This is a genomic window from Halobellus rarus (genome assembly GCF_024494595.1).
Taxonomy (GTDB): domain Archaea; phylum Halobacteriota; class Halobacteria; order Halobacteriales; family Haloferacaceae; genus Haloquadratum; species Haloquadratum rarum.
In genome coordinates this window covers 1-21,641 of sequence record NZ_JANHDI010000011.1, presented here as the reverse complement: position 1 = coordinate 21,641, position 21,641 = coordinate 1, and the positions used below count along the sequence as shown (strand labels likewise).

The following is a 21,641-nucleotide window of genomic DNA, read 5'->3' as shown; positions in this document are numbered from 1 at the left end:
CGCACAGACCCGCAAGGTGCCGCCGTGGTGTCACCGTGACACCAGCGAGCGGACGCTCCGTGAACGCGGAGTGGATGTCGATCCGCTGGTCGCTCGCTTTTCCAGCTGCTAGCGCATTCAGTACCGCTCTTCTTGGGCGTTGTTTGGCCGCCTGAATTCACCAGTTGACCGAACGACTCAGCTGCGGTTTATTGAGCCGGCATTAGTCTCTCTCGGCTGGCTGGTGTGGTACTCTACGGCTCGCACCGCTCGCCGCATTCCGCCCTCCGCGTCGCTCGCGACCGACCATTCCGGGCGGGCTTCCGCTCCAGTAGGTGCGGGTCCTGCCGGGCTAAAGTGGATGTGCCCTCGACGCCAGCGGGAAAGCGCGGGGGGTTGCGCGGCGTGGCTGCTCACCCCCCACGCTTTCTCCGCTGGTCGCTCGCTCCGGGCGGGTCGGCGCGCGGTGCTGGTTGGGGCCACCTCATGCAGGCGCGCTCTCGCTCGCGCCCGGTAGGGCGCTCGCGAAGGCGCGAGCGAGAGCGCGCAGATGGTTCTGTCGGTCGTTGTTGTCGGAAAACCGCGATGTAGGAGCATCGCGGAGTCGGCGCGTGAGCGCCTTCGGAATCAGGTCGATTCCAATGTCTAGTAACAACGCTAGCGGAAAGGTCGTTACGGTCGATGAACAGGCATTCGAGAAAGCGGGCGGTCAGGCGGTCGATGAAGACGGCTTCCCAGTCGTCGACGAGACGCCGGAGTTCGAGGCCGCGGTCGAGCAGGAGACGCAGGCGAAGGTGGATGCGAACCACCCGGACGGGATCGCGGACACGAGCGAGGACCGGATTCACGGTGTCACCCTCGAACAGGAAGAGCGCATTCGGGCGCGGGAAGCCGAACTGGAGCGCATCCGTGCCCAGGCCGAGCTGGGAACGCAGGATGGTCGTGAGCAGCGCACGCGAGCGGTCGCCGCGCAAGGGAGCACGCAGCGCCGGCGGGAGTTCCAGAAGCGGGCTGCGAGCGTGGACCCGATGGCCGACCCCGAACGAGATGATCCCCGAGCGGAGCTCTCCCAGGATGAACTGGCGACAGTGAACACGGAGGCAGACCGACTCGCGACGCGGGTGGATGGCTGGTCGCGCGCGGCGATCAGTCGACGCCTGGCCGACGCGGTCGTCGACGACACGGACATGACGAGTGCGGTCGTGCGGGTGTTCGAGGAGTTGCAGACGGCCCCAGGACAGGTGGTTCCAATCGGGAAGCTCGAGGACGTCGATCGCAAGGAGGTGAGCATTGAGGGTCGTGTCAAGACCCTCTGGGATCCATCTCATCCAAGTATCGCTCAAGTTGGACTCATTGCCGACGAGAGTGGCCAAACCCGAGTGACCATCTGGAAAGCTTCAGAAGCACCGTGGATCGCGGAAGGTGAACGTGTTCGCATTCACGGTGCAGCCCGGAATTGGTACGAGGGTCGCGTCTCCTTGGCCGTCACCGGCTGGACCACCATCAACTTCCCTGAGCGCGGCCGCTGGTGGGAAGCATAACCAATTGACGCAGACTTTTTTTTGTTGGGTGCCGGACCGACCCAAGCCCCACCGCCCCACCCACCGCTCCGTGCTCGCTCCCTACGGTCGCTGCGCGCGCAGCCACACCCTCGATATCGGGTCTGAGGTTTATGACTAAAATCGAGGGAAACGGTGCGCGACCGGGCGTGTTTCTCCGACCCCACGAGGGGTGCGGGCGTGCCAACGCTCGGAGCTACGCATGAAAGTCGAAGGAGACTACACGTGCGATATCTGCGGAGAATCGTTCGAAACTAACGTCGAGATTGCCGGCCATGTGCGTGCCCATCAGGTATCGATTCCTGCTGAAACGATCATCGACGAACTGCAGCGACTAGCCGAAGAGAAAGGTCGAGTTCCAAAACAATCGGAGATCGAAGAAGAGACTGAATTCACAAAAGGCGCAGTGCGCTCAACGTTTGGGAGCTGGGACCAGGGATTGGAGGCTGCCGGACTTGACCCTCGAACAAACGGATATAGCGACGCAGAAATCATCGAGGAGCTACAACGAGTCGCCAGCCAGATCGGCCATTCGCCCTCACGAAATGAGTGGCGAGAATTGGGGCGTATCTCAGCCAACGCAGTCCAGACTCATTTCGGGTCGTGGAACGAGGGTCTCAGGGCAGCTGACTTAGAGACGACCACGCAGCAGACCGCCACAAAGGAGGATGTCATCGAGGCGATTCAGAACCTCGCCGCAGACCTCGGACGACCACCGAAGGCCCAAGAGATGGAACAGCACGGAGCGTGGTCGGTGAAAGTCGCCCAGCGATGCTTCGGCCGCTGGAATCGTGCGTTACGCCGTGCAGGGTTCGAACCCCACAAACAATGGAGTGTCAGTGAAGAACAGCTCCATCAGGAGATCGAGCGCTTAGTCGATGAGCTAGGCCACGTCCCATCAACTATCGAGATACGTGACTCTGGTCGCTACTCGGTTGGATCCTATGCCCGCCGGTATGGGACTTGGCAAGACGCCATCGAAGCGGCCGGGTTCGAGTATCCCGGACGTCCAAGCGGCCCAGAGCATCCGCTCTGGAAGGGCGGCTACGGAGACATTTCGTACGGACCGAACTGGTACAGACAGCGCAAACGCGCACTGGAACGGGACGGCTTCGAGTGTCAGATGCCGGGCTGTCCCATCGACCGCGAGACCCATCGCGAGCGCTGGGATCGTGACCTGAACGTCCACCACATTACGCCGCTTGGCACATTCATCGACGCCAACGGGGTTCTGGACTACGAACGGTCGAACCGGCTTGAAAACCTGATCACACTCTGTCAGCGTCACCATATGATATGGGAGGAATTCGCGCCGCTCCAGCCCGATATTCGCTAACCGACTCCGGTGGTGTTGTTCTGCCCCGGCGATGGGTGGTGGGGCCACCAGCTATCCCGTCTCACTATGACCGATGACACGACACTCACGGCCCGAGAGCGGCTTCGCATCCATATTCGCGAAACCCGCCACACGAGCGACTCGCTAATCGTGGAAGCACAGTTAGAGGCCGCACTGGACGCTTGGAACGACCTGCCACCGACACCCCTACAGGAGTGTCCCGTCTGTGGGAAGGTTGTCCTCCCGGAGCGGATTCTACAGCATCAGTACAACCGGTTATAAATCGGTACAGAAGCGTTGGATGACTTCACTCAAGACGTTGAATCCAACCGCCTATTGAGAGACCGTAGTAATCGAGCACGAACCGAAGGCCGAGGAATAAACCCAGGAAAGCTCCGAAAAAGTGCGTGACATCATCAGCACCATCCATCATCCCAAGGAGAGCAACCGCTTCTCGAGCCTTCACAAGTCCAAAGAAGACGGCAGTGAGATGGAGTATTCTCAGGTCTAGTGTGCCCTCATACCCCATTTCGAGTAAGCGGCTGATCGAGTGAACTAGTAGCCAAGATGTGAGGCCGAATGTGACTCCACTTGCTCCAACAGATCCTACTGAGCCCATCAATAATGGAACCCAAGCCGCAAGATATCCGACCAGAGGATAGAAGAGATAGAGGAATCTGCGATTGTATTGGTATTCTAAGTAAGCCCCGGCAACGAGTAAGACGCCAAGGTTATCGGTCAGGTGACGTGGACCCTGATGGATGAATGGACCGATTGTTGCGGCAATAATTATCTTGGCGTCTCTGGGAACAGAATTGAGCAATGCCTGCGACGAGGTGTACTTAAAGGCGGTAGCTATGAGAACCTCTGCTTGAAAGATAGCAACAAGAAATGCGATTAGCGTAATTGTGCCGACGACTTCGTTCCGGAGCACGCTGTCAGAATGGAGAAATCGAACGAAAGGGGCCGGTAGAGCACTATTAGAATGAGATCTTGTTTCTTCGTGGTCTCCAGACATTGTGTCTTTACACATAGCCTCTTGCCAACTTTATAAATTGATTTCATCTGTCATCTGGGAGAAGATGATACCCAGCTAGGCAGAGGTGAGTGACAGTTAGAAAAATGAGGTCTGACTTCGAGATCTATCACATGGATATCAGTGGGGTCATTTCATCGCTCAGATTGGCACAATCCGTGATTCCGGAGCAAGAGTCAACATCAGAGAGGCGCAGGAAGATTTTTGCCTCTGTCGCCGGCCAAAAAATCTCTTTCACGCCAGAGGTTGGTGAGGAAATCGACCTACAGTTACGCAACTGTGCCTTCGATGATGACGAGAAACTGACGTACCTGACCGTATCGGTAAATGATCCAAACCGTCCAACTGACCTATTCCAGCTGGAGACGGATATGCGGTACCACTACCTGCAGATCTATATGAAGAGAGCAACGGAACTGGGTAATCCGTTGGTGAAAGGTATGAACTTCGTTGAGTTGGGTCCAGAGGATTTCAAGGTTGAGCTCAAGGTCGAAAGCACTGATCCGCCCACACTGCAGTTGGCTTTTGAGCGGATTGAGAAGGTGCTAGCCCAAGTGCACACCGAGTACCATCAGTTCCTTCGGTCGATGTACGAGAGATACAAGGACGAGTTTGAGGTAACACAAGAATTCGAGAATGGCCAGATGCGGTATACGGCCGAATCAGACATGGATAAGAGAGAGATGATCCCTCAGCCGGGAGAAGACGATTTTGAGATCTGGACAATGGAAGGAGATGTCGAAATGCATGATCGGATCACTATATCACACTACGCTTATGACTACGTCAAGTACGCAGTGGGGGCAGAAGCCGGCGGTGACAGTTACTTCGCTCTCTCCTAAACGTCGTCCTCAACTTCGATATTCAAGACAAGTTGATCTTCCATCTATCGAGGACTCCAACTCGAGTGGTTATCCTATTCATTTTGCTTCAAAGAAAATCAGGTGTCAATCTCCGACAATGGGGACCGTCGCGGGAGGTGAGAGCAGGGGACACCTCCGTTCTTTATTGCTAAGCGCCGGACCAGCCCAAGCCTCACCGCCCCACCCTCCGCTCCCGGCCTCCCTACGGTCGGCCGGCAGCCACAACCATCCTCACAGCTTTGAGAGGTGTGTAGCGAGAGGCAAGGCCGCTGTCGCGACGGAGTTTGTTTATCTGCTCCCAGGAGGTAGAGGGTACACCAGAACCTGCCCCCGCGCAACAATGTCTGAGTAGTGTACTCTCACGACTCGTAAGCGGCTTCGGATCTATCTACGCGATGCCCGACGGGCGACCAACTCGCCAATCGTCGAGGCACAGTTGGCGGCCACTCTGGACGCCTGGAAGACGGCTTCCTTAGAATGACACAAGAGGACGAGACGTGACCGCGGCCCCAGTCTATTTGTGGATCTGCGTACCGTTTCAGAACTGTGAAACGGCGGACATTCCTATCAACGCTAAGCGTTCTCGGTACGCTTCCAGTAGCCGGTTGCTCTACAACTTCAACGAATACCTCCACGACCAGCACACCGTCCCCTTCGCCGACACCAACACCAACGCCCGAACACTCGCCGACACTCACCTCTGTCAGCGCATCACAGGTCCGTATCTACGGCAGATTGAATCCGCTCATGGTCACCATCCACTATGCCAATCTCGATACACCAAAACGATACTCAATCCGGTTTGTTACGGAATCAGACGCCGGGACAAAGACGGAAACACATATCATCCAACGGCAGCAAGGAATCTACCCCGGCATCACCGGATTTCGAGCAGATGCTCCCGAAGGCACGGCAACCGATGGAACTGCAAATCTCTCATATACAGCCATACTCCGAGAAGAGGGCACGAAAGTAGACACCGAAGAGGGAGTCCTCATCTCATACGAGTAGCTCTCTGGCAGAGAGAAGTGTGTGGTCTGCGCCTGATGATTTATGTACCTCGCATAAGGAGATGGTAGTTGAACTCTTAATGATTGGTTTGTCATTTCCTCCTCTTTCCGATGTCGGTGCTGTTGTCGTTCTGCTGGGTGCAGCCGTACTTCTCCTTTATTTTGTGGTTTGGCCACTGTTGCAAGCAGTAATTGACCGCGCTCCCTGGCTGCGTTTTCCGTCGAATTCGCTTCGTGTGAAGACACTCTTGCGACGACAACAACAGGAAGGATGGCGATGGTTACTCAAGGAGATTCTTCCGGAACGGAAATCCTGGCTCACCCACTGGAGCTTCCTTTGGGTCATCCCCGCTGGATTCCTCATCGCAGTCTCTCTTGCACACATCCTCGCCCCCTTGACCGCTGGCAGCTTCGACAAGCTGCAGACCACGTGGCAGGCCCAACTCACAATTACCAGCCTCAGCTTCATTGTGCTCATCTTTCTTCTGGACCAGATCTACCGAAGCCAGTACCAAGAAGGCGTTATGCAGGACTTCCTTGCAGCTGCACGCGCTATGCCAGTCATCTACTTCTCCCTGTTCACCGGCGGTATCATGGCGTACGCCTACTTCCAGCTCTCCCAGGAGACGACCACCGCCTTTGCGACTGACGTGATCTTCCTCCTCTTCGTCGGAACCATCACCAGCATCGGCTATGTCTACTACCGGGTTGCAAGGCTCATCTTTCACGACCCAAAAGACGAGTTCATGCAACAGGAAATCGAGCGAGGTATCGACCGGAAGGTGGATACAGATACCCGTCAACGCATTGCGAACAATATTCTAAGAGAGACACTTCCCGACTATGCCAAGTTACAGAGCGACTCCCATTCGGTAAGCCAGCGAACCGACCTCTTCACCGCTGATGAAATCGACACCATCGGTCACATCGCAGATGTGGATCTATCGACGCTAGCACAGGCGTTCATCGAGGTAGAAGCCTCACTTGACGAAGGTACTGATCCCAAAGATATCCGGCTCTTACTCAACGTAGAACTGGGACAGAAGTTAGTCGCTGGCGCACCGGTGCTATCAGTCAACACCCGTAACGGCGCAACTATCGATGTTCCTCGCCGGGTCGGTGAGGTACTTGAACAGGCAATAACCTGCAGTGACTCCCACCCCTTCGATACAGGGGAAAACCAGATCGACCGCAATCTGGATTACATTAATGATTCCTGCAAGCAAGCGATAGAAAACCTGAATTCCTCGGGGTTACGCCGCCACATGGAGTTCTACACCGACATTCTGCAGTACGTCACGCGTTCTCCGATCGCTTCCTCAAGCACCTCAACTGATCTCATCGACCGCATCCATCGAGAATTCTATCACATCTTCGATGCAGCAGCCGATACAGGAAACGCAGAACTGATTAACACAATACGAGCACAGACGTTCCATATCTGTCTGCGGTACCATATCCAAGGAGACAAAGCCCTGTTCGACAAATTCCTCGGACTCTACACGAACTACTACAAGGTCTTGGTGTCGCAGACGAGGAGCAATACAGATGACCTCGTACACGGATTCCTCGTCTCGATCGAAAACCTACAAACCCGGTTGACAGCTGAACTTGGCAGAGCTGAGACGGAAGACGAAGTCAACGAAGTTGCCGCGAACATCCAAAGCTGGTACCAAGTGCTAGAAGACGTGTTCCGTCATTCCATCGACCTTGGTGATGCGAAGACCTTCAATAATGTCTGGTCCCTGGGCGAGGACGAGTTCATCTTAGCGGATCCAAGGCGGAACTCACCTACAACCTACGAACTCCAATACCAAGTTGAAAACGCGGAAGATGACGAGGAACGCGATCGGCTGCAAACCCGGTTAGATGCTGCCAAGGAGAAGGAACGGGTCATCGACCTGTTCCAAGAAGAATTTGAACATATGCAGTTCATCGCGGCTGCACGTGCCTTCCTCGCATTCAAACAGGGAGAGTTACCCGAGGAAGACTTCGCCGATATGTTCGATGAATCGATCAGTAATAGTCTGGCCTCAATCAACAAGCTCTCTGAAATCTACTTCCGACTCCACCAAAATCCCCAAATCGTGAGCTTGCTCAAATGGGAATCCGAGGATTCGGATGTCTTTGAAGGCGTCCAGACGAGTCTTCCAGCCACCCATACATGGCTCAAAGAGTTTTACTGTGTGCTTTGTCTCCTACTCTTGGATCCCGACGACTACCCTGACGATGACATCGATCCCGATGACAACCCCTTGACCGAAATCGATGTAACCAAGCAGGCATACCCCGGGTTCCAGGAAACGTTAGACGAACTTGACGAAGACGTGTTCAAGCGGCTCCCGGTCGCAGACGAGCAACTTGATCAATTTGAGGAGCGCAAAGAATTGCTTCGTAGCTTGGATACACAGATGCAAGGGGTCTTAGAACGACGCGAGGAAGACCGGATCATCGAAGCAGACCTTGATCCGGAAAAGGTCGAAAACTACAAAGACAGCTACGTCTCCCAGTTTGTCGAAAGCTTCGCCCTTCGCCAAGCGTTGATCGATCTCGACTGGTGGATCCAAGACGAACTCGACGATCCTGATGCGATACCGCCATCGGGCTACCGACGGTGGTATCCGAAGCACCCCTTCATTGAAGACCAACGCGAAGACTACGTGCAGCATCTTGATGCCGATATCGCGTCCCACGTCACCGCGATCATCGAACGTATTCTGGACGAGTGCAATCCGTATCTTGCGGCAGAGACCGTGTCGTCACATGATGCAGTACCTGATCGGGTCGCCGCGCTCTGTCCCGCAAGGGGTCCGGTCGCTCTGATTGTTGGACGGTATCGGCCACGGCGTGCCATCCATGATAGCGACGCGTTCGATCCGGACTATGCTGAATTCGACCACTGTATCGGCGGATTCCAGTACGCAGACGATCAGCCCACGGTTCCTGTTTACAGCGAACCGGAGATGGAACCCGACGTGCTCCTCTTGACGGAACCAACGACCCAACCCGAATTCACTGAACGAAGTGAATCGGACGCGCCCGTTGATATCGAGATTAATGCTGCCGATCGTGACCTCATCCGTGAGGTTACGGGAGACAAGGAGTATGAGAAGTTATCTAACGACGAAATACGTGACCTTCTCCAATGCGTCCGGATGCAGATCGAACACCGGCTCACCGTCGATGTCGCAGACGACATCGGTGTCAGCATCACAGTTGAGGAATCGTGATGCTATCGGGTCAGGAGGGGAGATTGGCTTTTTATGAGAACGCGATATACATTTTAATCAGCTAATGAGTGGGACTCGGTCCTATGCCCAGGTCGATGATTTTGTCGACTACATGGAGCAGGAGGTGTGGGAGGAGTACATCCGGGAGACGGTTGTCCCGTTGTGGGAGGCGGCGTGGCAGCTGAAGGAGTATCACAGGCAGCTGCAGCACGAGTTCAACGGCCGCCGGTTGGAGACGCTATCCGAAGGTGAACAGCAGGTGTGTCTCGGTGGTATCGATCCGAGAAGGGATGAAGTCTATCGTCGGAACAGTGTCGCGAAGTTCTACAAATCGTTCTTCGGCGCTCAGGTAAGTGATCTGCAGTCGTGGCTGTTGTCGGAAGCCGGTGAGGTGCAGACAGAGGTCACGGTCGAAGTGGAGGACTCTCAGTTCATTGAGTTTGCCGATGAGGTCCACGACCGGTTGACGCAGGCCTTGTCGTCCCAGACCTTGTATCAGCGGTGGCAGGAACCGGAGATTGACTTCGACGCTCTTCTTACGTCGCCTGATCAGGTGCGTGACATCGTTGAACGCCTGTATCAGGGTGTGCTGGAGTACGTGGTGAATCATTCGTATCCGACGTTCTATCTGTGGTCGTTGAATCAGACGCCGCGTCGGTTCCTTCAAGAAGCATATCCTGAGTTCGACGATACGCAGCCGTTGGTACGAGACCAGTTCGGCCTGACAGCGTTGGACTGGACGAATCCGATCAAGCCAGACACCGAGATCTACGATAGCTACGAGATCCTGTGCTTCCCGGAATACAATCCGAACAACCAGGGACGGTCGTTCGGCGGATCGATCGCCAAAACCAACGAACTCATTTGGACCTATTTCAGCGACTACTCAACCCAGACGTTCCGTGACGCTCTTTCAACCTACTTCAACAATGTCTCCGATCTCAAGCAGGACTACGAGGACCGCGTGGCTAACCGGATCGCGAACGTCCCGGAACAGTGGGTTGGACGTCAATTCAGTATCTACTTCGACGGGCTCTCAGCTGCAACCGACCGCTCCGACGTGGAAGATAGTAAGGAAAGCATTATGGATTTGTTTGATCAGGCCGCCCCGCTCCTTTTCCTCGGGTTGAATAAAATCACGTACGTGTCCGATGACTATCTGAAAATCAAACCAATCGGAGATTGATTCCACCTATGAGTTACGACGACATCGTGCGACGGATCACGAAGCAAGAGGAGTGGACAGTATTCGCTAACGACGAGGTCCGTCCTGTCGCAGAAGCCGCCCGAACCCTGATCCAACTACGTAATCGGTTAAAACCAGCTGAACCGGGTGAGACAATCTTAAGCGGTGTTGTTGACGAGGAATCCCGGGTCCGTCCGTTCTTCCTTGGCGGACTCACGGAAGGGGGCGAAGTCCCAGACGGGAGCCTGGCGGAACTCACCAACCAGTTTCTCGGTGTCGCACTGAATGATCCAAACCAGTGGGTGAACGCCGAACGGGAAGGACTCACCGGCGACGACTACGTTGCCATCATAACGACGGAAACAGAGATCGGGTCTTTCCTCCAAACTGTGGACGAGCAGCTGACCGCCATACTACAGCAACTCGACGAAGCACCGCCGGTCGTCGACGACCGCGTCAAAACCGTACTTGACGAGCCGGAATCAGTGGCTAACATCATCCAGCAATTGTTGAGCGGATTGCTGCAGTTGACCGCGAATACCTGTCCGTTCACGTTTTTCGCCCACACGACACAGGCCGCCACAGCACGCTATCTCACCGAAGCATATCCGCCACTCCACGGAGAGGTACATAACATAGCCGGTTCACTCGGGTTGCGGAAGTTGTTCGTCCCGGAACTTGCGGACGACGAACAGGACGCCGCCTACACAGTCTGGGGACACACAGATGACGGCGTCCTCGACCGGCTATCCCGCCTCAATCAGGCTGTCTGGACCACATTCAGTGATGAAACAGCCCGCTCAACACTGTCACCGTTCTTTGCAAACATCCCCAATCCACAGGAAGAGTTCACTCGAAAGGTGGATACAGAGCTCACTGCCGAAAACTGGACATACCCCGACTACCTCCCGAAGTGCGCACATCCAGACCGTGTTCCGACACGCTCGGCCAGCAGCACGAATGATTCCCGCTATCGCCAGAACATAAACTTGACGAAGGCATTCATCGTCGAGGACGGGGCCATCACTGCACAGGAAGTGATCACAGCAGTCAACACGAGTTCCGTCGTGCATCGACGGCAGGAGTTAGAAGAGCCGGTGTCAATTCTACAATACCTCGGCGAAGTGATGCCAGGCGTCTTCCTGGGCGCATACAGCTTTGAAACGGTGGAGCACCAAGCCAGGGATACGCCGACAACCGGGGTGCGCGTCTACCATGCCTGACGACCACGAACAAGAAGCCGACTCCCACCACCACGACACGGAGGAAGAACGACATCGACGCCGAGACGACCAACAAGACGAGGAGCAGGAAACACAGCCACCGTCGTCAAGCCAAGGCAGCAGCAACCCCTCTGAGGAAGAACTTGAAGGCAATACAGATGAGCCGGAACCTGACTACACCCCGGGCGATCTCACCGTGCCAGACGTTCCACTGGACGATCTGACTGGGGCGGAGTCGGTTGACCCCGCCGCTACGATCCCAGCAATTGAAGAAACAAGCCGTGACGTCACGGTACCGGAACTATCGCTCCGTGACATAGACGTTGAGACGACATCGGTGGACGTAGCGACCGAAGCACCTGATATCGCAGCAGCGGGCAAGGAGTGGCAGATTCCCTTGGTACAGCTGGGATCCGCGTCGACTGTGCGGTTCCAGCCGTCGTCGTTTGATACCGAGGTCCGGGAACCGCCGAAGCGACGTCGGCAACCCCTCTCTGTGCCGCTGTACCGTCAAGTGTCCACTCCACAGATCCGTTTTGTGCCCGCTCTCGACGAAACATTAGACGAAGAGATCCGTCGCCCGCTCGACCAACTCGAATCGGACGAGATCGAGGAAGTCCACACACAGGACGATGAGACGGAAGACAGTACAGCCAGTGACGCCGGGTCATCCGCGGCAGGAAGTACAGCTGCTACGGGAAGTGGCGGTCACACTGGCGGTACAGGGGAGGAGGTTCCGACGTTCCAGGATATCATCTACGGTGGTGGCGGCGCGGCGACCACCGCGGATGGAACGACTATCGTGCTCTTCAATGAAGCGGAGGATAACAGCTACGTCGGAAGTTATCTCACGCTGTGCCGCCGTATCCACCGCGAGGCCAACGGTGGCCATCCGGAGTTCCAAGCGATCAACGAGCTTGACGAGATCAATAAACGCGAGATCGAGAAATGGCTCGACGCGGATAGGAAAGTCATTTTCATCGACCTCGATGACCGCGAGGAACGGATCGATGAAGCAAAGCTGCGAGAAAAGCTGGAAGCAACGCTTGGCAAGTTCGGCTTCATCGTCTTCAAAGCCACCGACCCTGACGTCGTCGACGAGTACCGCGACATCTTAGACGAAATCAAGCTTGAGAGTCCGCATCCGCCGTTGAACGTGGTAGAGATCGCCCCACGCCAGCCAGGATTCGAAGTTGAACAACGGATGGCCGAGTTGTGTTGGGGCAACCTCGACCTCGCAACGGGTGACATCAAGGTTGACGAGCCGACTATTGAACGCCCGACTGGGCCTGGCGTCTTTGATGACCTCTTCAACCGCTACGCTCCGACAGAGTTCAAGGACTACTTGGACGATATTAAAACGGAAGAACGCGGCTTGTTCAAGCGATTCACAACGGAGAACCAGGGCCAAGTCCAAGGTAAGGAACGGGTTGACTACGAAACCGGAGAATCACCGCTTCATTACAACATCAAGGTCTACATCGTCCGGTATCTCGTCCAACAGCTCCGCGACGGCGGCGAGGACATCGACGAGTTACAGGACCTTGAACGGTGGATCGAGACGGAAACCGAACGCGAGGGTGTAATCCCTGACGTGTTCTTCTCTGGGCAACGGAAGGAAGCGTACGAGGTCGAGACCCTGTTCAGCGGTGGTCAGAATCCCACCAACAAAATTGACCGCACCATCAACAAATACGACAAGAACGGCGTCAATGTCGATAAAATCCATATCGTCTTAGAGAACTTCACCTTTCTCCGGCACTTGGACGAACTCAGCAACATACAGCATCACTACGCCCATAGCACAAACGAGGAAGGCGAACTACTGATCGAATTCGAAACCCTTGATTTCCAGAATGGCGGACTGCTCCCTCTCAAGACCATCATTGACAAGGTAACCAGTCCAAATGATAAATGATAGACCGGATTGCTCTGAGCCCCAGTCATCATTAGGACGGCCGTGTGTGAAGCCACCTCAGTCAGGTGTAAATCAGTTTCCAACATGCCACTAACAATTCCCGAAAAATTTATGCAAATTTTATTCTCCCTAAATTAACCAGCAAAGATGCCCCCTCTTGGATTGAAGACTAGCTAAAGATGTAGTTACAAAAACCATCGATGAATGGGGTTTTTCAGCCATTCGCAGCAGATCATCTTCTCTATTCAATCAACGGGGTCTAGGCACTCTTGGGTTAGTTGCGCGTCCAAGTTGGTTTTTTAGCCCCATAGATGGGTGAGGGGCTCGCTGTACTGGCGGGTTCCCGAAACACGGTGAGAACGATGGCAACCAGAGACATCTACGAGAGCGGATTCGACGAAGACGTCCAAACGGAATCGAGTGCAAACCAATGCCCCGAGTGCGAGGGGCGAGTCACCACGAACGCGGTCGAAACGGTCTGCGAGGACTGTGGCCTGGTCATCGAAGAACAGCGTATCGATCACGGGCCGGAGTGGCGGGCGTACGACGACGAGGAGTGCGAACGAACGGGCGCGCCGCTCACTGCCGCTCGCCACGATCGCGGCCTGTCGACGGAAATCGGTTACGGCACCGACGCGAACGGGAACGAACTCTCCGGACAGAAGCGACGGCGACTCGCCCGGATGCGCCGTGAGCAGACCCGAGGTCGCTGGCGGTCGAAAGCAGAACGGAATCTCGCCCACGGACTGGGCGAAGTGCGCCGGTTGGCGAGTGCGCTCGAACTCTCCGGTTCGGTCCGCGACCAGGCGTGTCAGCTCTTCCGAAGCGCACAGAACGAGGAGCTTCGTGGCAGATCCATCGAGGCCATCGCCGCGGCCAGCGTCTACGGGGCCTGCCGGTGCAACGGCCTCTCGCGGTTAGTGGACGACGTCAGCGAGATGGCCCGCGTGGCGGAGTCGAGAGTTACGAACGCGTACAAAACGCTGAACGAAGAGCTGGGCCTCCCCGCTGAGCCCGTCTCCCCCAGCATATTCGTGCCGCGCCTCGCCTCGGATCTCGAGTGTCCGGACAGGATCCGACAGCGGGCCCGAGCCCTCGCGGAAGAGGCCGAGGAGCGCGGCGTGACGACGGGCGTCCATCCGGCCGGGTTCGCCGCGGCCTGCCTCTACAAAGCGGGACAGGAACAGGAGAAGTGGGTGACGCAAGGTGACGTCGCCGAGTCCGGGAACGTCACGCCAACCACGGTTCGGACGCATCACGAGACGTTAGAGGAGTATGTAGCCTGACAACGCACCTGTACAACTACTACCGTTAGATAGTTTTTTCAGGAAACTATTTGTTTCTCGACCGTGTAGCACCCAGTATGACCGAGACGTGGGACGACGTCAACGAGCAAGTCAAAGCGGACTGGAAAGCGGAGACCACGCCGTTCGAGCGGGTGTACGAAATCGTCGAACAGACCCACGATGGGCAATCGGCCGCCGAGATCGCCGATCGAGCGCTCGTGAGCGAGCCGACGGCGCGTCGCCACTGCAAGGCGCTCGTGAACACCGGGTTCGCCGAGACGGAACAGGACGGCCAAACAACGCTGTATAAGCGCAATAGCGACCGGGTTTTGATGTCCCGGATCCGTGAGCTGCGTGACGAGGCGAATCGGACGGAGTTGCTCGAGGGTATCAAGGAGATGAAAGCCAAGATCCGGCGCTATGAGGACCGATACGACGTAGTCTCTCCCGAAGAACTCGCCCAGCAACTTGACGCCGACGAGACGGACGGCTGGGATGACCTCACTGCGTGGCGAACGACGCGACAGAACCTTGCCGTCGCCCAAGCGGCACTCGCCTATGACGAGGCCAGCCACCAGCTCGCGGTATGAGCGACGACGACCGAGCCGGCGAGTTCGGGCCGATCTATCTCCCGGCGCTCCAGCGGATTCGTGACTGCTGGCTCGAACTCGAACCGCTCGTCGACGCCACGGGGTACGACGACGTCGTCGCCCCCACGGAACTGCAGATCAGTCTCAGCGACGGGCTTGGCAACGCCGAGAGCGCTCGACTCGATATCCAATGGAGCGAATTGGGGATGTACTCGTTCCATTACGTCGATAGCGACGACGTCAATTGGCGCTTCGATCGCCACCCAAATACACACTCTCCCGAAATCCATTTCCACCGGCCGCCTGAAGCCGCAACAACGGGCGCCGAATCGTCCTGTATCGACGTGACCGAGGTGTCACTCGTGACGCGTGCAGTTCATGCGATGTGGCGGGCAGCGTACGAGGACGACGACATAGAGCAAGTGAATAGCGCCTCAAACCCGCCGTGGGACGGGATTAGAGACGAGTTATTAAGTAGGCGTGCTGACTTTTAGAATGTCAGTCTTGACGCTTTCACTCTCTTAGGCCTGAATGAGTATATCTGAGCCATCACTTGTAAGCTATTCATAATATGAATATCTACCTTCTTACAAAGTGGTCGCCCGCCCGAGGGTTGCTGTGACAGCTACAGAAACCGACGATACCGTCGCTGAATTCGCAGACGGAATTCGTGGGGCAGTTCTCCAAGCGGGTGACGATGGGTACGATGAGGCACGCACGGTCTGGAACGGGATGATTGATGAATATCCGGCGCTGATTGTTCGGTGTGCTGGCACCGCAGATGTCATGAGTGCAGTTGCGTTCGCAAAAGAACAAGACTACCTCATTTCGGTGAAAGGTGGTGGTCACAACATAGCCGGTAGGGCCGTTGAAGACGATGCCCTGATGATTGACTTGTCGCCAATGAAGTCAGTTCGCGTCGATCCAAGCGCGAAAACTGCCCGTGTCGAACCAGGTGTCGTACTTAATGAACTGGATCACGAGACCCAAGCGTTCGGCCTCGCCACGCCTGTCGGATACAACTCGACGACGGGGATCGCCGGCCTTACACTTGGCGGTGGGTGGGGGTGGCTCTCGCGGAAGCACGGACTAACTGTCGATAACCTGATCTCGGCTGATGTCGTAACTGCCGACGCTGAACTTGTCCACGCAAGCGAGGACGAAAACGAGGATCTCTTTTGGGGTCTCAGAGGTGGCAGCGGGAATTTCGGCATTGTCACGTCTTTCGAGTTCCAACTGCACGAGGTCGGTCCGACCGTGTTGTCCGGACCAATTGTTCATCCGTTTGACGACGCCAAGACGGTTCTCGAGGGCTACCGGAAGTTCGCCGCGGACGCTCCCAATGATGCGACGGTCTGGTGTGTCATCCGGCACGCGCCACCACTTCCGTTCATCCCCGAGGAGTGGCACGGCCGGAAAGTCGTCATCCTGGCGACGTTCTACGCCGGCGATATGGAAGAGGGCGAGGAGGCACTTCAGCCAATCCGTGACGTCGGTGATCCGATCGCCGACGCGGTCGGTCCACACCCTTACACCGGCTGGCAACAGGCATTCGACGGTCTGGCCCCGGCCGGCAACCGGCACTACTGGAAGTCCCACAACTTCGACGAGATGACCGATGGGATGATAGAGACGTTCATAGAGTACGGGAAGACGATCCCAACCCCGGAGACGGAGATCGCTATTCCACACCTCGGCGGCGCGATGAACGAGAAACCCGTCGACGCGACTGCCTACCCCCACCGCAACTTCGAGTTCACGATGGTCCTCCACACGCAGTGGGAGAACCCCAAACAGGACGAGGAGTGTATCGCGTGGACTCGCGAGATACACGAGGCGATGGCTCCTTATGCGACCGGCGGCGTCTACGCCAACTTCGTCCCCGAGGAAGACGGTGACGAGCAGGCTGCCTACGGCGAGAACTACGAGCGGTTGGTCGAAGTCAAAAACGAGTGGGACCAAGAGAACCTGTTCCAGCTCAATCACAACGTCGAACCGTCCAAGTGACATCCTCCTCGCCGTAAACGGCGAGGCGTCCCACATTCCGGACGCGAGGCTGGACGACGGCTGTGAGGGTGCCCCCCGGCGGCAACGCGTCGCGACGAGCGCTGGTGGCTACCCCGATGCGCCGACGGTAATCGACGGCGAGTGCCAGTCGTGTGGGGCGTCAATCCCAGACGGCCAGACGAAATGCCGGTTCTGTCTCACTAACCATCTCGGAAGTGACGCCACTAGCACGAACGAGGCAGCGTCGACGACGGTCCTCGGCATCGTCCACCTGGTCGTCGAGTCGATCACGTTCTACGGCGCCGTGGCGAAGGGCGGCGCCGCGGCGAACCTCCTCTCCGCCAACGAGGCGGAGCCGGCCGTCGACGACTACACACTCATCTACGACCTCGACGAGGCGCCAGCGCGCCAGCTGGTCGAGCAATGGCCCTCACTCCCCGACGCGGTACAGGTGTCGTCAGAGGAGGGAGAGCGGCTTCTCAGTGCCGCCCGTGACCGGACTGAGTGGCACGGGCAGGAAGCCTCGGAACGTCCGAAGCAGGGCCCGACGCGGCTCTACGACCAGCGTGGGGACGGCATCCGCGACAAGTCGCGTCTCGACGCGGTCCTCGACGACGCCGACGACGCGGTGTGGCTGGTTCCAGCGATCGCGCTGACCGAATCTACTGGCGAAGCTGGGGCTGATCGGCAGGCGTCGTCGGTACCGACGACGCAGGAACTCGACTGTCAAACCTGTGGACGGGCGACTGACCATCGGTTCAAGACCCACGAGTCGATCCCGGATGCGGCGTGGACGGGGCAACCGATCTGGGAGTGTCGGGTGTGTGGCTCGACTCGCTACGGACCCAGCAAAGCGGGTCAGGACTCGCCTTAACCAACATCGCGACATAGAGATACACCAATGTTGGTTAACGAGCAGACCCAGTCCGACAGCTACCCGCAGCCGGAGATGTTTCTCTGCGCCGTGAATCGGCGAGGCGCTTCACATGGACCCACGCAACACGCCCGGATATCGACTTCATCGCTCACTCACCAATCTCAAGCGCATCGAGACGGCCGGACTCGACGACGCCGATCAGGAGCGGATCGAGGCAGCGAGGACACTCCTCCAGAACGTGAGTCTACTCACCCAACCACAACACGGCGAGGACGCCGATACACAGGTCGAGTCCTGAGCGGCGTCGCAATGAGGAATTTGGGTGGATCGGGTCGGAGAGTGTTTATCGCCCCAAGAGGGGTGCGGGGCGAACCAGTCGTGGACGGCCTCCGTGGGGCAAACCAGATGCGGGCGAGTTCGACAGCGCGCTGGTTGGCCCTCCAAGACGACCAGTCAGTATCAGAGGGTGATGAGTCGTGACTGAACTCACAAAAACGCTGGAACTGAAGCTGGTAGACCCAAACGCTCACAAACGGGAGAAGTTCCGCGAGACGCGGGCGGCCTACCAGCAGGCGCTCCAAGAGGCCTTCGACGCCCATTGTACCACCTTGGGAGAAACGAACGAAATCGTGGGTGACTACCAGCTGAGCAGTTACGCGAAGAACGCCCTGAAGCGGTACGTCCCGCAGCTAACAACGACCTATGGGGCAAATGAACTCAGTGACGATCACCCTGTCCGCTTCACGAACGAGGGGGTGAAGATCGACCACAAGCCCGAAAACACGATCGAGTGGTACGTCAAGATCCCACACCACGAAGACTACCACCTCTGGGTACCAGCACAGCCGAACCCTGAGCAACGGGATTGGCTTGAAGCAGTGATTGCTGGCGACGCAGACGTGGGGGAAGGTCGCTTGCTCAAGCAGGAGGGAACGTGGTATTTCCATCTCATCGCGACCCGTGACATCCCGCTCAACTCCGATGTTCCCGCCGAAGAACGCACCCCCATTGGCGTCGATATCGGGGAAGCAAGTCTCGTCACGGTGTGTCACCGCGACGAGCATGGGTCCCCGACAAACCCTGAACTCTGGACAGATGAAGGGAAGACTGTTCGTCGACTCCGTAAGCGCTACTTCACCACGATGCGGCGACTCCAAAGTCGTGAGAGCGAACGGATTGCAGACACCTTTGGCGACGAGTTGTGGGCGCAAATCGACGATATCCTCCACACCGTCACCAGGGAAGTGGTGGAGTACGCTGAGTCAGTCGAGACGCCGGTTCTCGTGCTCGAGGACCTCACCTACATCCAGGAGTCGATGGACTACGGGGACTACATGAATCGCCGGCTTCACGGCTGGGGATTCGCAAAACTCCACGCACAGATCACGTACAAAGCTGTAGAAAGAGGGATCCCCATTGTGACAGTCGACCCGCGGAATACCTCTCAAGAGTGCCATATGTGCGGTGAGGGGGGAACCCGGCCTCAACAGGCGACGTTCAGGTGCTCCAACGACGCCTGTTGGATCGAAGAGTACCAGGCAGACATCAACGCCGCACTCAACATCGCAGATCGCTACCTCAGCGGAGAGAGTCGTTCCAGAGAACACGAGAACGACGATGACTCGGCTGAGGATGGGGCCTCGTTGACCGGGCCACAAGACAGCCAAGCCGATGCTGAAACCCAGCAGGCGACGCTTGGAACGTATGCGTCTTGAAACCGTAGAGCTGAGCAACCGCTCAGCGTGAAATCCCGTGGCGGGCTTTCCACATCAAACTGATGTGGCGGAGGTCAAGGGACATCGCGCACTCTCTCCGAACGATATACCGGTCAGTGCTTTCCAGTGGACGTCGAAGTTTCGTGAAATACTACACCGGTAAAACAGCTGCTCGAGACTTCGTGCTTGTCTCTCAGATTCATATCTCTTGAGAACCTCGACAAGAGTCAGACCGCTAAGTAAACTACCGAATAGAAGAACGAACCAGAGTAGTGAAAATGGTTTTTGCAGGTCAGCGGCTCTAAATGCACCTCCTGCTAGTAGAGCGAGCACAATTAGTTTCGTTTTCTCAGAGACCATACGCTGAGTCAAACGAGATTCTGAGGGGCTAAATAGAACCACCTATACCTCCCAGTTCCTGCAGTGGAATCGCGTAGCACGGGAGAAGACGTTCCAATGGAACCATATTAAGTCATCATTTTGTATCTTTAGCAGGAATACATGGACTATGGTCCCCTATATTAGCGACGTTCTGTTCAACGAGCCACAAGGCCGCCCCAACTCACTCATCCAGTTTGGCGCGTCGCTTTCTTTCTTGTGTATATTCGTGTATTCTTGGAGTGTCGGCGAGGCTGGAGCAGTAGTCCCATGGGTACTATTCTTTATCGTCGGAACTGCTCTGTCCGGAATTGCTGAATCTCTTCCGAAAAATCGACGGCGGGCGGCTGGTCTACTTCGTCTCACAGCCATCCTCGTATTGATCTGTTTTCTCGCCATTATGTTCCTCGCTCCGGAGTACATCATTGGGTGATTGAAGACCGGTCTTTGAATTCACAGTAGTAAGACTGATTATTAGATGACTACTGATGCTGTGAGCCACGCGGGATTATCCTACTGAATTCACCCTCTATATTCATCAGATGACCCGTGTCAAATTCTAAGAACTCACTCAATCCAATATATCACAACACACACCACGGTTCGGCATCGATAGTCTCTCGTGCCCTCCATCGAGTCGTTCAGAACGAAGCGCGGAGTCGCACGCCTCACAGACGATGCCGTCCACTTCGATGAGTCTGCCGTCGGGTATGCCCGCTCGCTCTATCGGGGGTACTGGCAAAGCGAGGAGCGATGGCGCAAGGCGATTTTCCTCGGGTACGTATCTGGACTGCTGTTTGCCATCAGTTGGCTCGTGAGCGCGATTCGCGCTGGAGACAGACTGCTTCTCGCAGGACTGCTCGGCATTCTCACTATCCTCGTTGGAGTGAACTACGCTCGAGGATTCCGGTCTCCTGATCGTATTCCGCTCGACGATATCGAGGATGTCTCGACGACACGCGGTGAGAAGGGACTGACACGACCACGACTCGTTATCACGTACCTGGACGATGAGTCGACCTACAAGCGCCGGGTGAATCTGCCGTCACTCTATACGGCCGACGGGAAGGCGGCGTACGAACGTGCACTCGACGCCTTCGGCGAGCGCGGATTCGACACGGGGTGACAGGAACTCTCGATGTCGGGGCACCACGACCAACCGCCGATCGATCTTCAACACGTCAGAACAGAAGTGAGGTCTCACGTTCGGCAACCGTATAGCCCTGTGCAGCGAGTGCGTCAGCCCGGTATCGTTCGGCGACGAACTGCTGTGGGAGCCGTCGAAGGCCGAACCGACGATCCGAGGTCCAGTCGACGTCGACGACTGTGTGGTCGTCGTCCTGTCTGATCGAGGCCGTGTACGTCCCCCACGGCCGACCGCCGGCGGTCACGAGCAGTTCGATATCACCATCTGGATCCCCATCGGGAGCGTTCGAGCGCGTCTCGAC

Annotated in this window: 18 protein-coding genes and 1 pseudogene; 17 read left to right on the top strand and 2 right to left on the bottom strand. The window is 56.6% G+C overall.

Translation table 11 applies throughout. From position 1 onward, the window contains the following. Positions 1–620 precede the first annotated feature (620 nt). Positions 621–1,520, top strand: coding sequence for an OB-fold nucleic acid binding domain-containing protein (locus NO876_RS13250; protein WP_256422143.1), 900 nt, complete (start codon positions 621–623; stop codon positions 1,518–1,520). 220 nt (positions 1,521–1,740) lie between these two features. Next, positions 1,741–2,874 (top strand): HNH endonuclease, encoded by a 1,134-nt coding sequence (locus tag NO876_RS13245; protein ID WP_256422142.1) that lies wholly within the window; start codon positions 1,741–1,743, stop codon positions 2,872–2,874. Between the two features lie 307 nt (positions 2,875–3,181). Here NO876_RS13245 and NO876_RS13240 read toward each other — a convergent pair whose 3' ends face one another. Beyond that, entirely contained in the window at positions 3,182–3,808 is a 627-nt protein-coding gene (locus tag NO876_RS13240) for a rhomboid family intramembrane serine protease (protein WP_256422141.1), read from the bottom strand. Positions 3,809–3,996: 188 nt separating this feature from the next. Between NO876_RS13240 and NO876_RS13235 the strand changes: the two genes are divergently transcribed. From NO876_RS13235 to NO876_RS13170, 15 genes are all read left to right on the top strand, one after another. Next, complete coding sequence (locus NO876_RS13235; RefSeq protein WP_256422140.1) at positions 3,997–4,752, top strand: hypothetical protein; 756 nt, start codon at positions 3,997–3,999, stop codon at positions 4,750–4,752. A 768-nt stretch (positions 4,753–5,520) separates the two neighbouring features. Continuing rightward, entirely contained in the window at positions 5,521–5,784 is a 264-nt protein-coding gene (locus NO876_RS13230; RefSeq protein ID WP_256422139.1) for a hypothetical protein, read from the top strand. A 61-nt stretch (positions 5,785–5,845) separates the two neighbouring features. Continuing rightward, positions 5,846–9,013 (top strand): hypothetical protein, encoded by a 3,168-nt coding sequence (locus tag NO876_RS13225; protein ID WP_256422138.1) that lies wholly within the window; start codon positions 5,846–5,848, stop codon positions 9,011–9,013. A 64-nt stretch (positions 9,014–9,077) separates the two neighbouring features. Further along, the gene (locus NO876_RS13220) at positions 9,078–10,199 is read left to right on the top strand and encodes a hypothetical protein (protein ID WP_256422137.1); all 1,122 of its coding nucleotides are present in this window, start codon (positions 9,078–9,080) and stop codon (positions 10,197–10,199) included. An 8-nt stretch (positions 10,200–10,207) separates the two neighbouring features. Then, positions 10,208–11,422: a hypothetical protein gene (locus tag NO876_RS13215; RefSeq protein WP_256422136.1), complete on the top strand. Its 1,215-nt coding sequence runs from the start codon at positions 10,208–10,210 to the stop codon at positions 11,420–11,422. Further along, positions 11,415–13,340, top strand: coding sequence for a hypothetical protein (locus tag NO876_RS13210; RefSeq protein WP_256422135.1), 1,926 nt, complete (start codon positions 11,415–11,417; stop codon positions 13,338–13,340). Before NO876_RS13215 ends, NO876_RS13210 begins: the two co-directional genes overlap by 8 nt. Positions 13,341–13,702: 362 nt before the next feature. Continuing rightward, a complete protein-coding gene (locus NO876_RS13205; protein ID WP_256422134.1) occupies positions 13,703–14,626 on the top strand; it encodes a transcription initiation factor IIB in 924 nt (307 codons plus the stop codon). A 77-nt stretch (positions 14,627–14,703) separates the two neighbouring features. Next, positions 14,704–15,216 carry a winged helix-turn-helix domain-containing protein gene (locus NO876_RS13200; RefSeq protein WP_256422133.1) on the top strand — a complete coding sequence of 171 codons (513 nt, stop codon included), beginning with the start codon at positions 14,704–14,706 and terminating at the stop codon, positions 15,214–15,216. Continuing rightward, positions 15,213–15,710 (top strand): toxin-antitoxin system TumE family protein, encoded by a 498-nt coding sequence (locus NO876_RS13195; RefSeq protein WP_256422132.1) that lies wholly within the window; start codon positions 15,213–15,215, stop codon positions 15,708–15,710. Before NO876_RS13200 ends, NO876_RS13195 begins: the two co-directional genes overlap by 4 nt. Before the next feature lie 124 nt (positions 15,711–15,834). After that, positions 15,835–17,223, top strand: a complete 1,389-nt coding sequence (locus tag NO876_RS13190) for an FAD-binding oxidoreductase (protein ID WP_256422131.1) — start codon at positions 15,835–15,837, stop codon at positions 17,221–17,223. A 1-nt stretch (position 17,224) separates the two neighbouring features. Next, positions 17,225–18,097 (top strand): biosurfactant protein 1, encoded by an 873-nt coding sequence (locus NO876_RS13185; protein ID WP_256422279.1) that lies wholly within the window; start codon positions 17,225–17,227, stop codon positions 18,095–18,097. Between the two features lie 112 nt (positions 18,098–18,209). Next, a complete protein-coding gene (locus NO876_RS13180; RefSeq protein WP_256422130.1) occupies positions 18,210–18,398 on the top strand; it encodes a DUF8012 family protein in 189 nt (62 codons plus the stop codon). A gap of 178 nt (positions 18,399–18,576) precedes the next feature. Next, positions 18,577–19,815 carry an RNA-guided endonuclease InsQ/TnpB family protein gene (locus NO876_RS13175; RefSeq protein ID WP_256422129.1) on the top strand — a complete coding sequence of 413 codons (1,239 nt, stop codon included), beginning with the start codon at positions 18,577–18,579 and terminating at the stop codon, positions 19,813–19,815. 508 nt (positions 19,816–20,323) lie between these two features. Continuing rightward, positions 20,324–20,626, top strand: a complete 303-nt coding sequence (locus NO876_RS18070) for a DUF8011 family protein (protein ID WP_345780760.1) — start codon at positions 20,324–20,326, stop codon at positions 20,624–20,626. Between the two features lie 189 nt (positions 20,627–20,815). Further along, entirely contained in the window at positions 20,816–21,319 is a 504-nt protein-coding gene (locus NO876_RS13170; RefSeq protein ID WP_256422128.1) for a hypothetical protein, read from the top strand. Between the two features lie 55 nt (positions 21,320–21,374). On the opposite strand, the pseudogene NO876_RS13165 reads toward NO876_RS13170, so the two are convergent. Next, positions 21,375–21,641: pseudogene (locus NO876_RS13165) on the bottom strand (hypothetical protein); the annotation flags it as partial.

Bases quoted from the DNA above. Each gene is read 5' to 3' on its own strand.
- NO876_RS13225 (WP_256422138.1), top strand. From the start codon at position 5,846: ATGGTAGTTGAACTCTTAATGATTGGTTTGTCATTTCCTCCTCTTTCC.
- NO876_RS13180 (WP_256422130.1), top strand. From the start codon at position 18,210: ATGGACCCACGCAACACGCCCGGATATCGACTTCATCGCTCACTCACC.
- NO876_RS13230 (WP_256422139.1), top strand. From the start codon at position 5,521: ATGGTCACCATCCACTATGCCAATCTCGATACACCAAAACGATACTCA.
- NO876_RS13205 (WP_256422134.1), top strand. From the start codon at position 13,703: ATGGCAACCAGAGACATCTACGAGAGCGGATTCGACGAAGACGTCCAA.
- NO876_RS13200 (WP_256422133.1), top strand. From the start codon at position 14,704: ATGACCGAGACGTGGGACGACGTCAACGAGCAAGTCAAAGCGGACTGG.
- NO876_RS13245 (WP_256422142.1), top strand. From the start codon at position 1,741: ATGAAAGTCGAAGGAGACTACACGTGCGATATCTGCGGAGAATCGTTC.
- NO876_RS13210 (WP_256422135.1), top strand. From the start codon at position 11,415: ATGCCTGACGACCACGAACAAGAAGCCGACTCCCACCACCACGACACG.
- NO876_RS13235 (WP_256422140.1), top strand. From the start codon at position 3,997: ATGAGGTCTGACTTCGAGATCTATCACATGGATATCAGTGGGGTCATT.
- NO876_RS18070 (WP_345780760.1), top strand. From the start codon at position 20,324: ATGGTCCCCTATATTAGCGACGTTCTGTTCAACGAGCCACAAGGCCGC.
- NO876_RS13215 (WP_256422136.1), top strand. From the start codon at position 10,208: ATGAGTTACGACGACATCGTGCGACGGATCACGAAGCAAGAGGAGTGG.
- NO876_RS13220 (WP_256422137.1), top strand. From the start codon at position 9,078: ATGAGTGGGACTCGGTCCTATGCCCAGGTCGATGATTTTGTCGACTAC.
- NO876_RS13250 (WP_256422143.1), top strand. From the start codon at position 621: ATGTCTAGTAACAACGCTAGCGGAAAGGTCGTTACGGTCGATGAACAG.
- NO876_RS13195 (WP_256422132.1), top strand. From the start codon at position 15,213: ATGAGCGACGACGACCGAGCCGGCGAGTTCGGGCCGATCTATCTCCCG.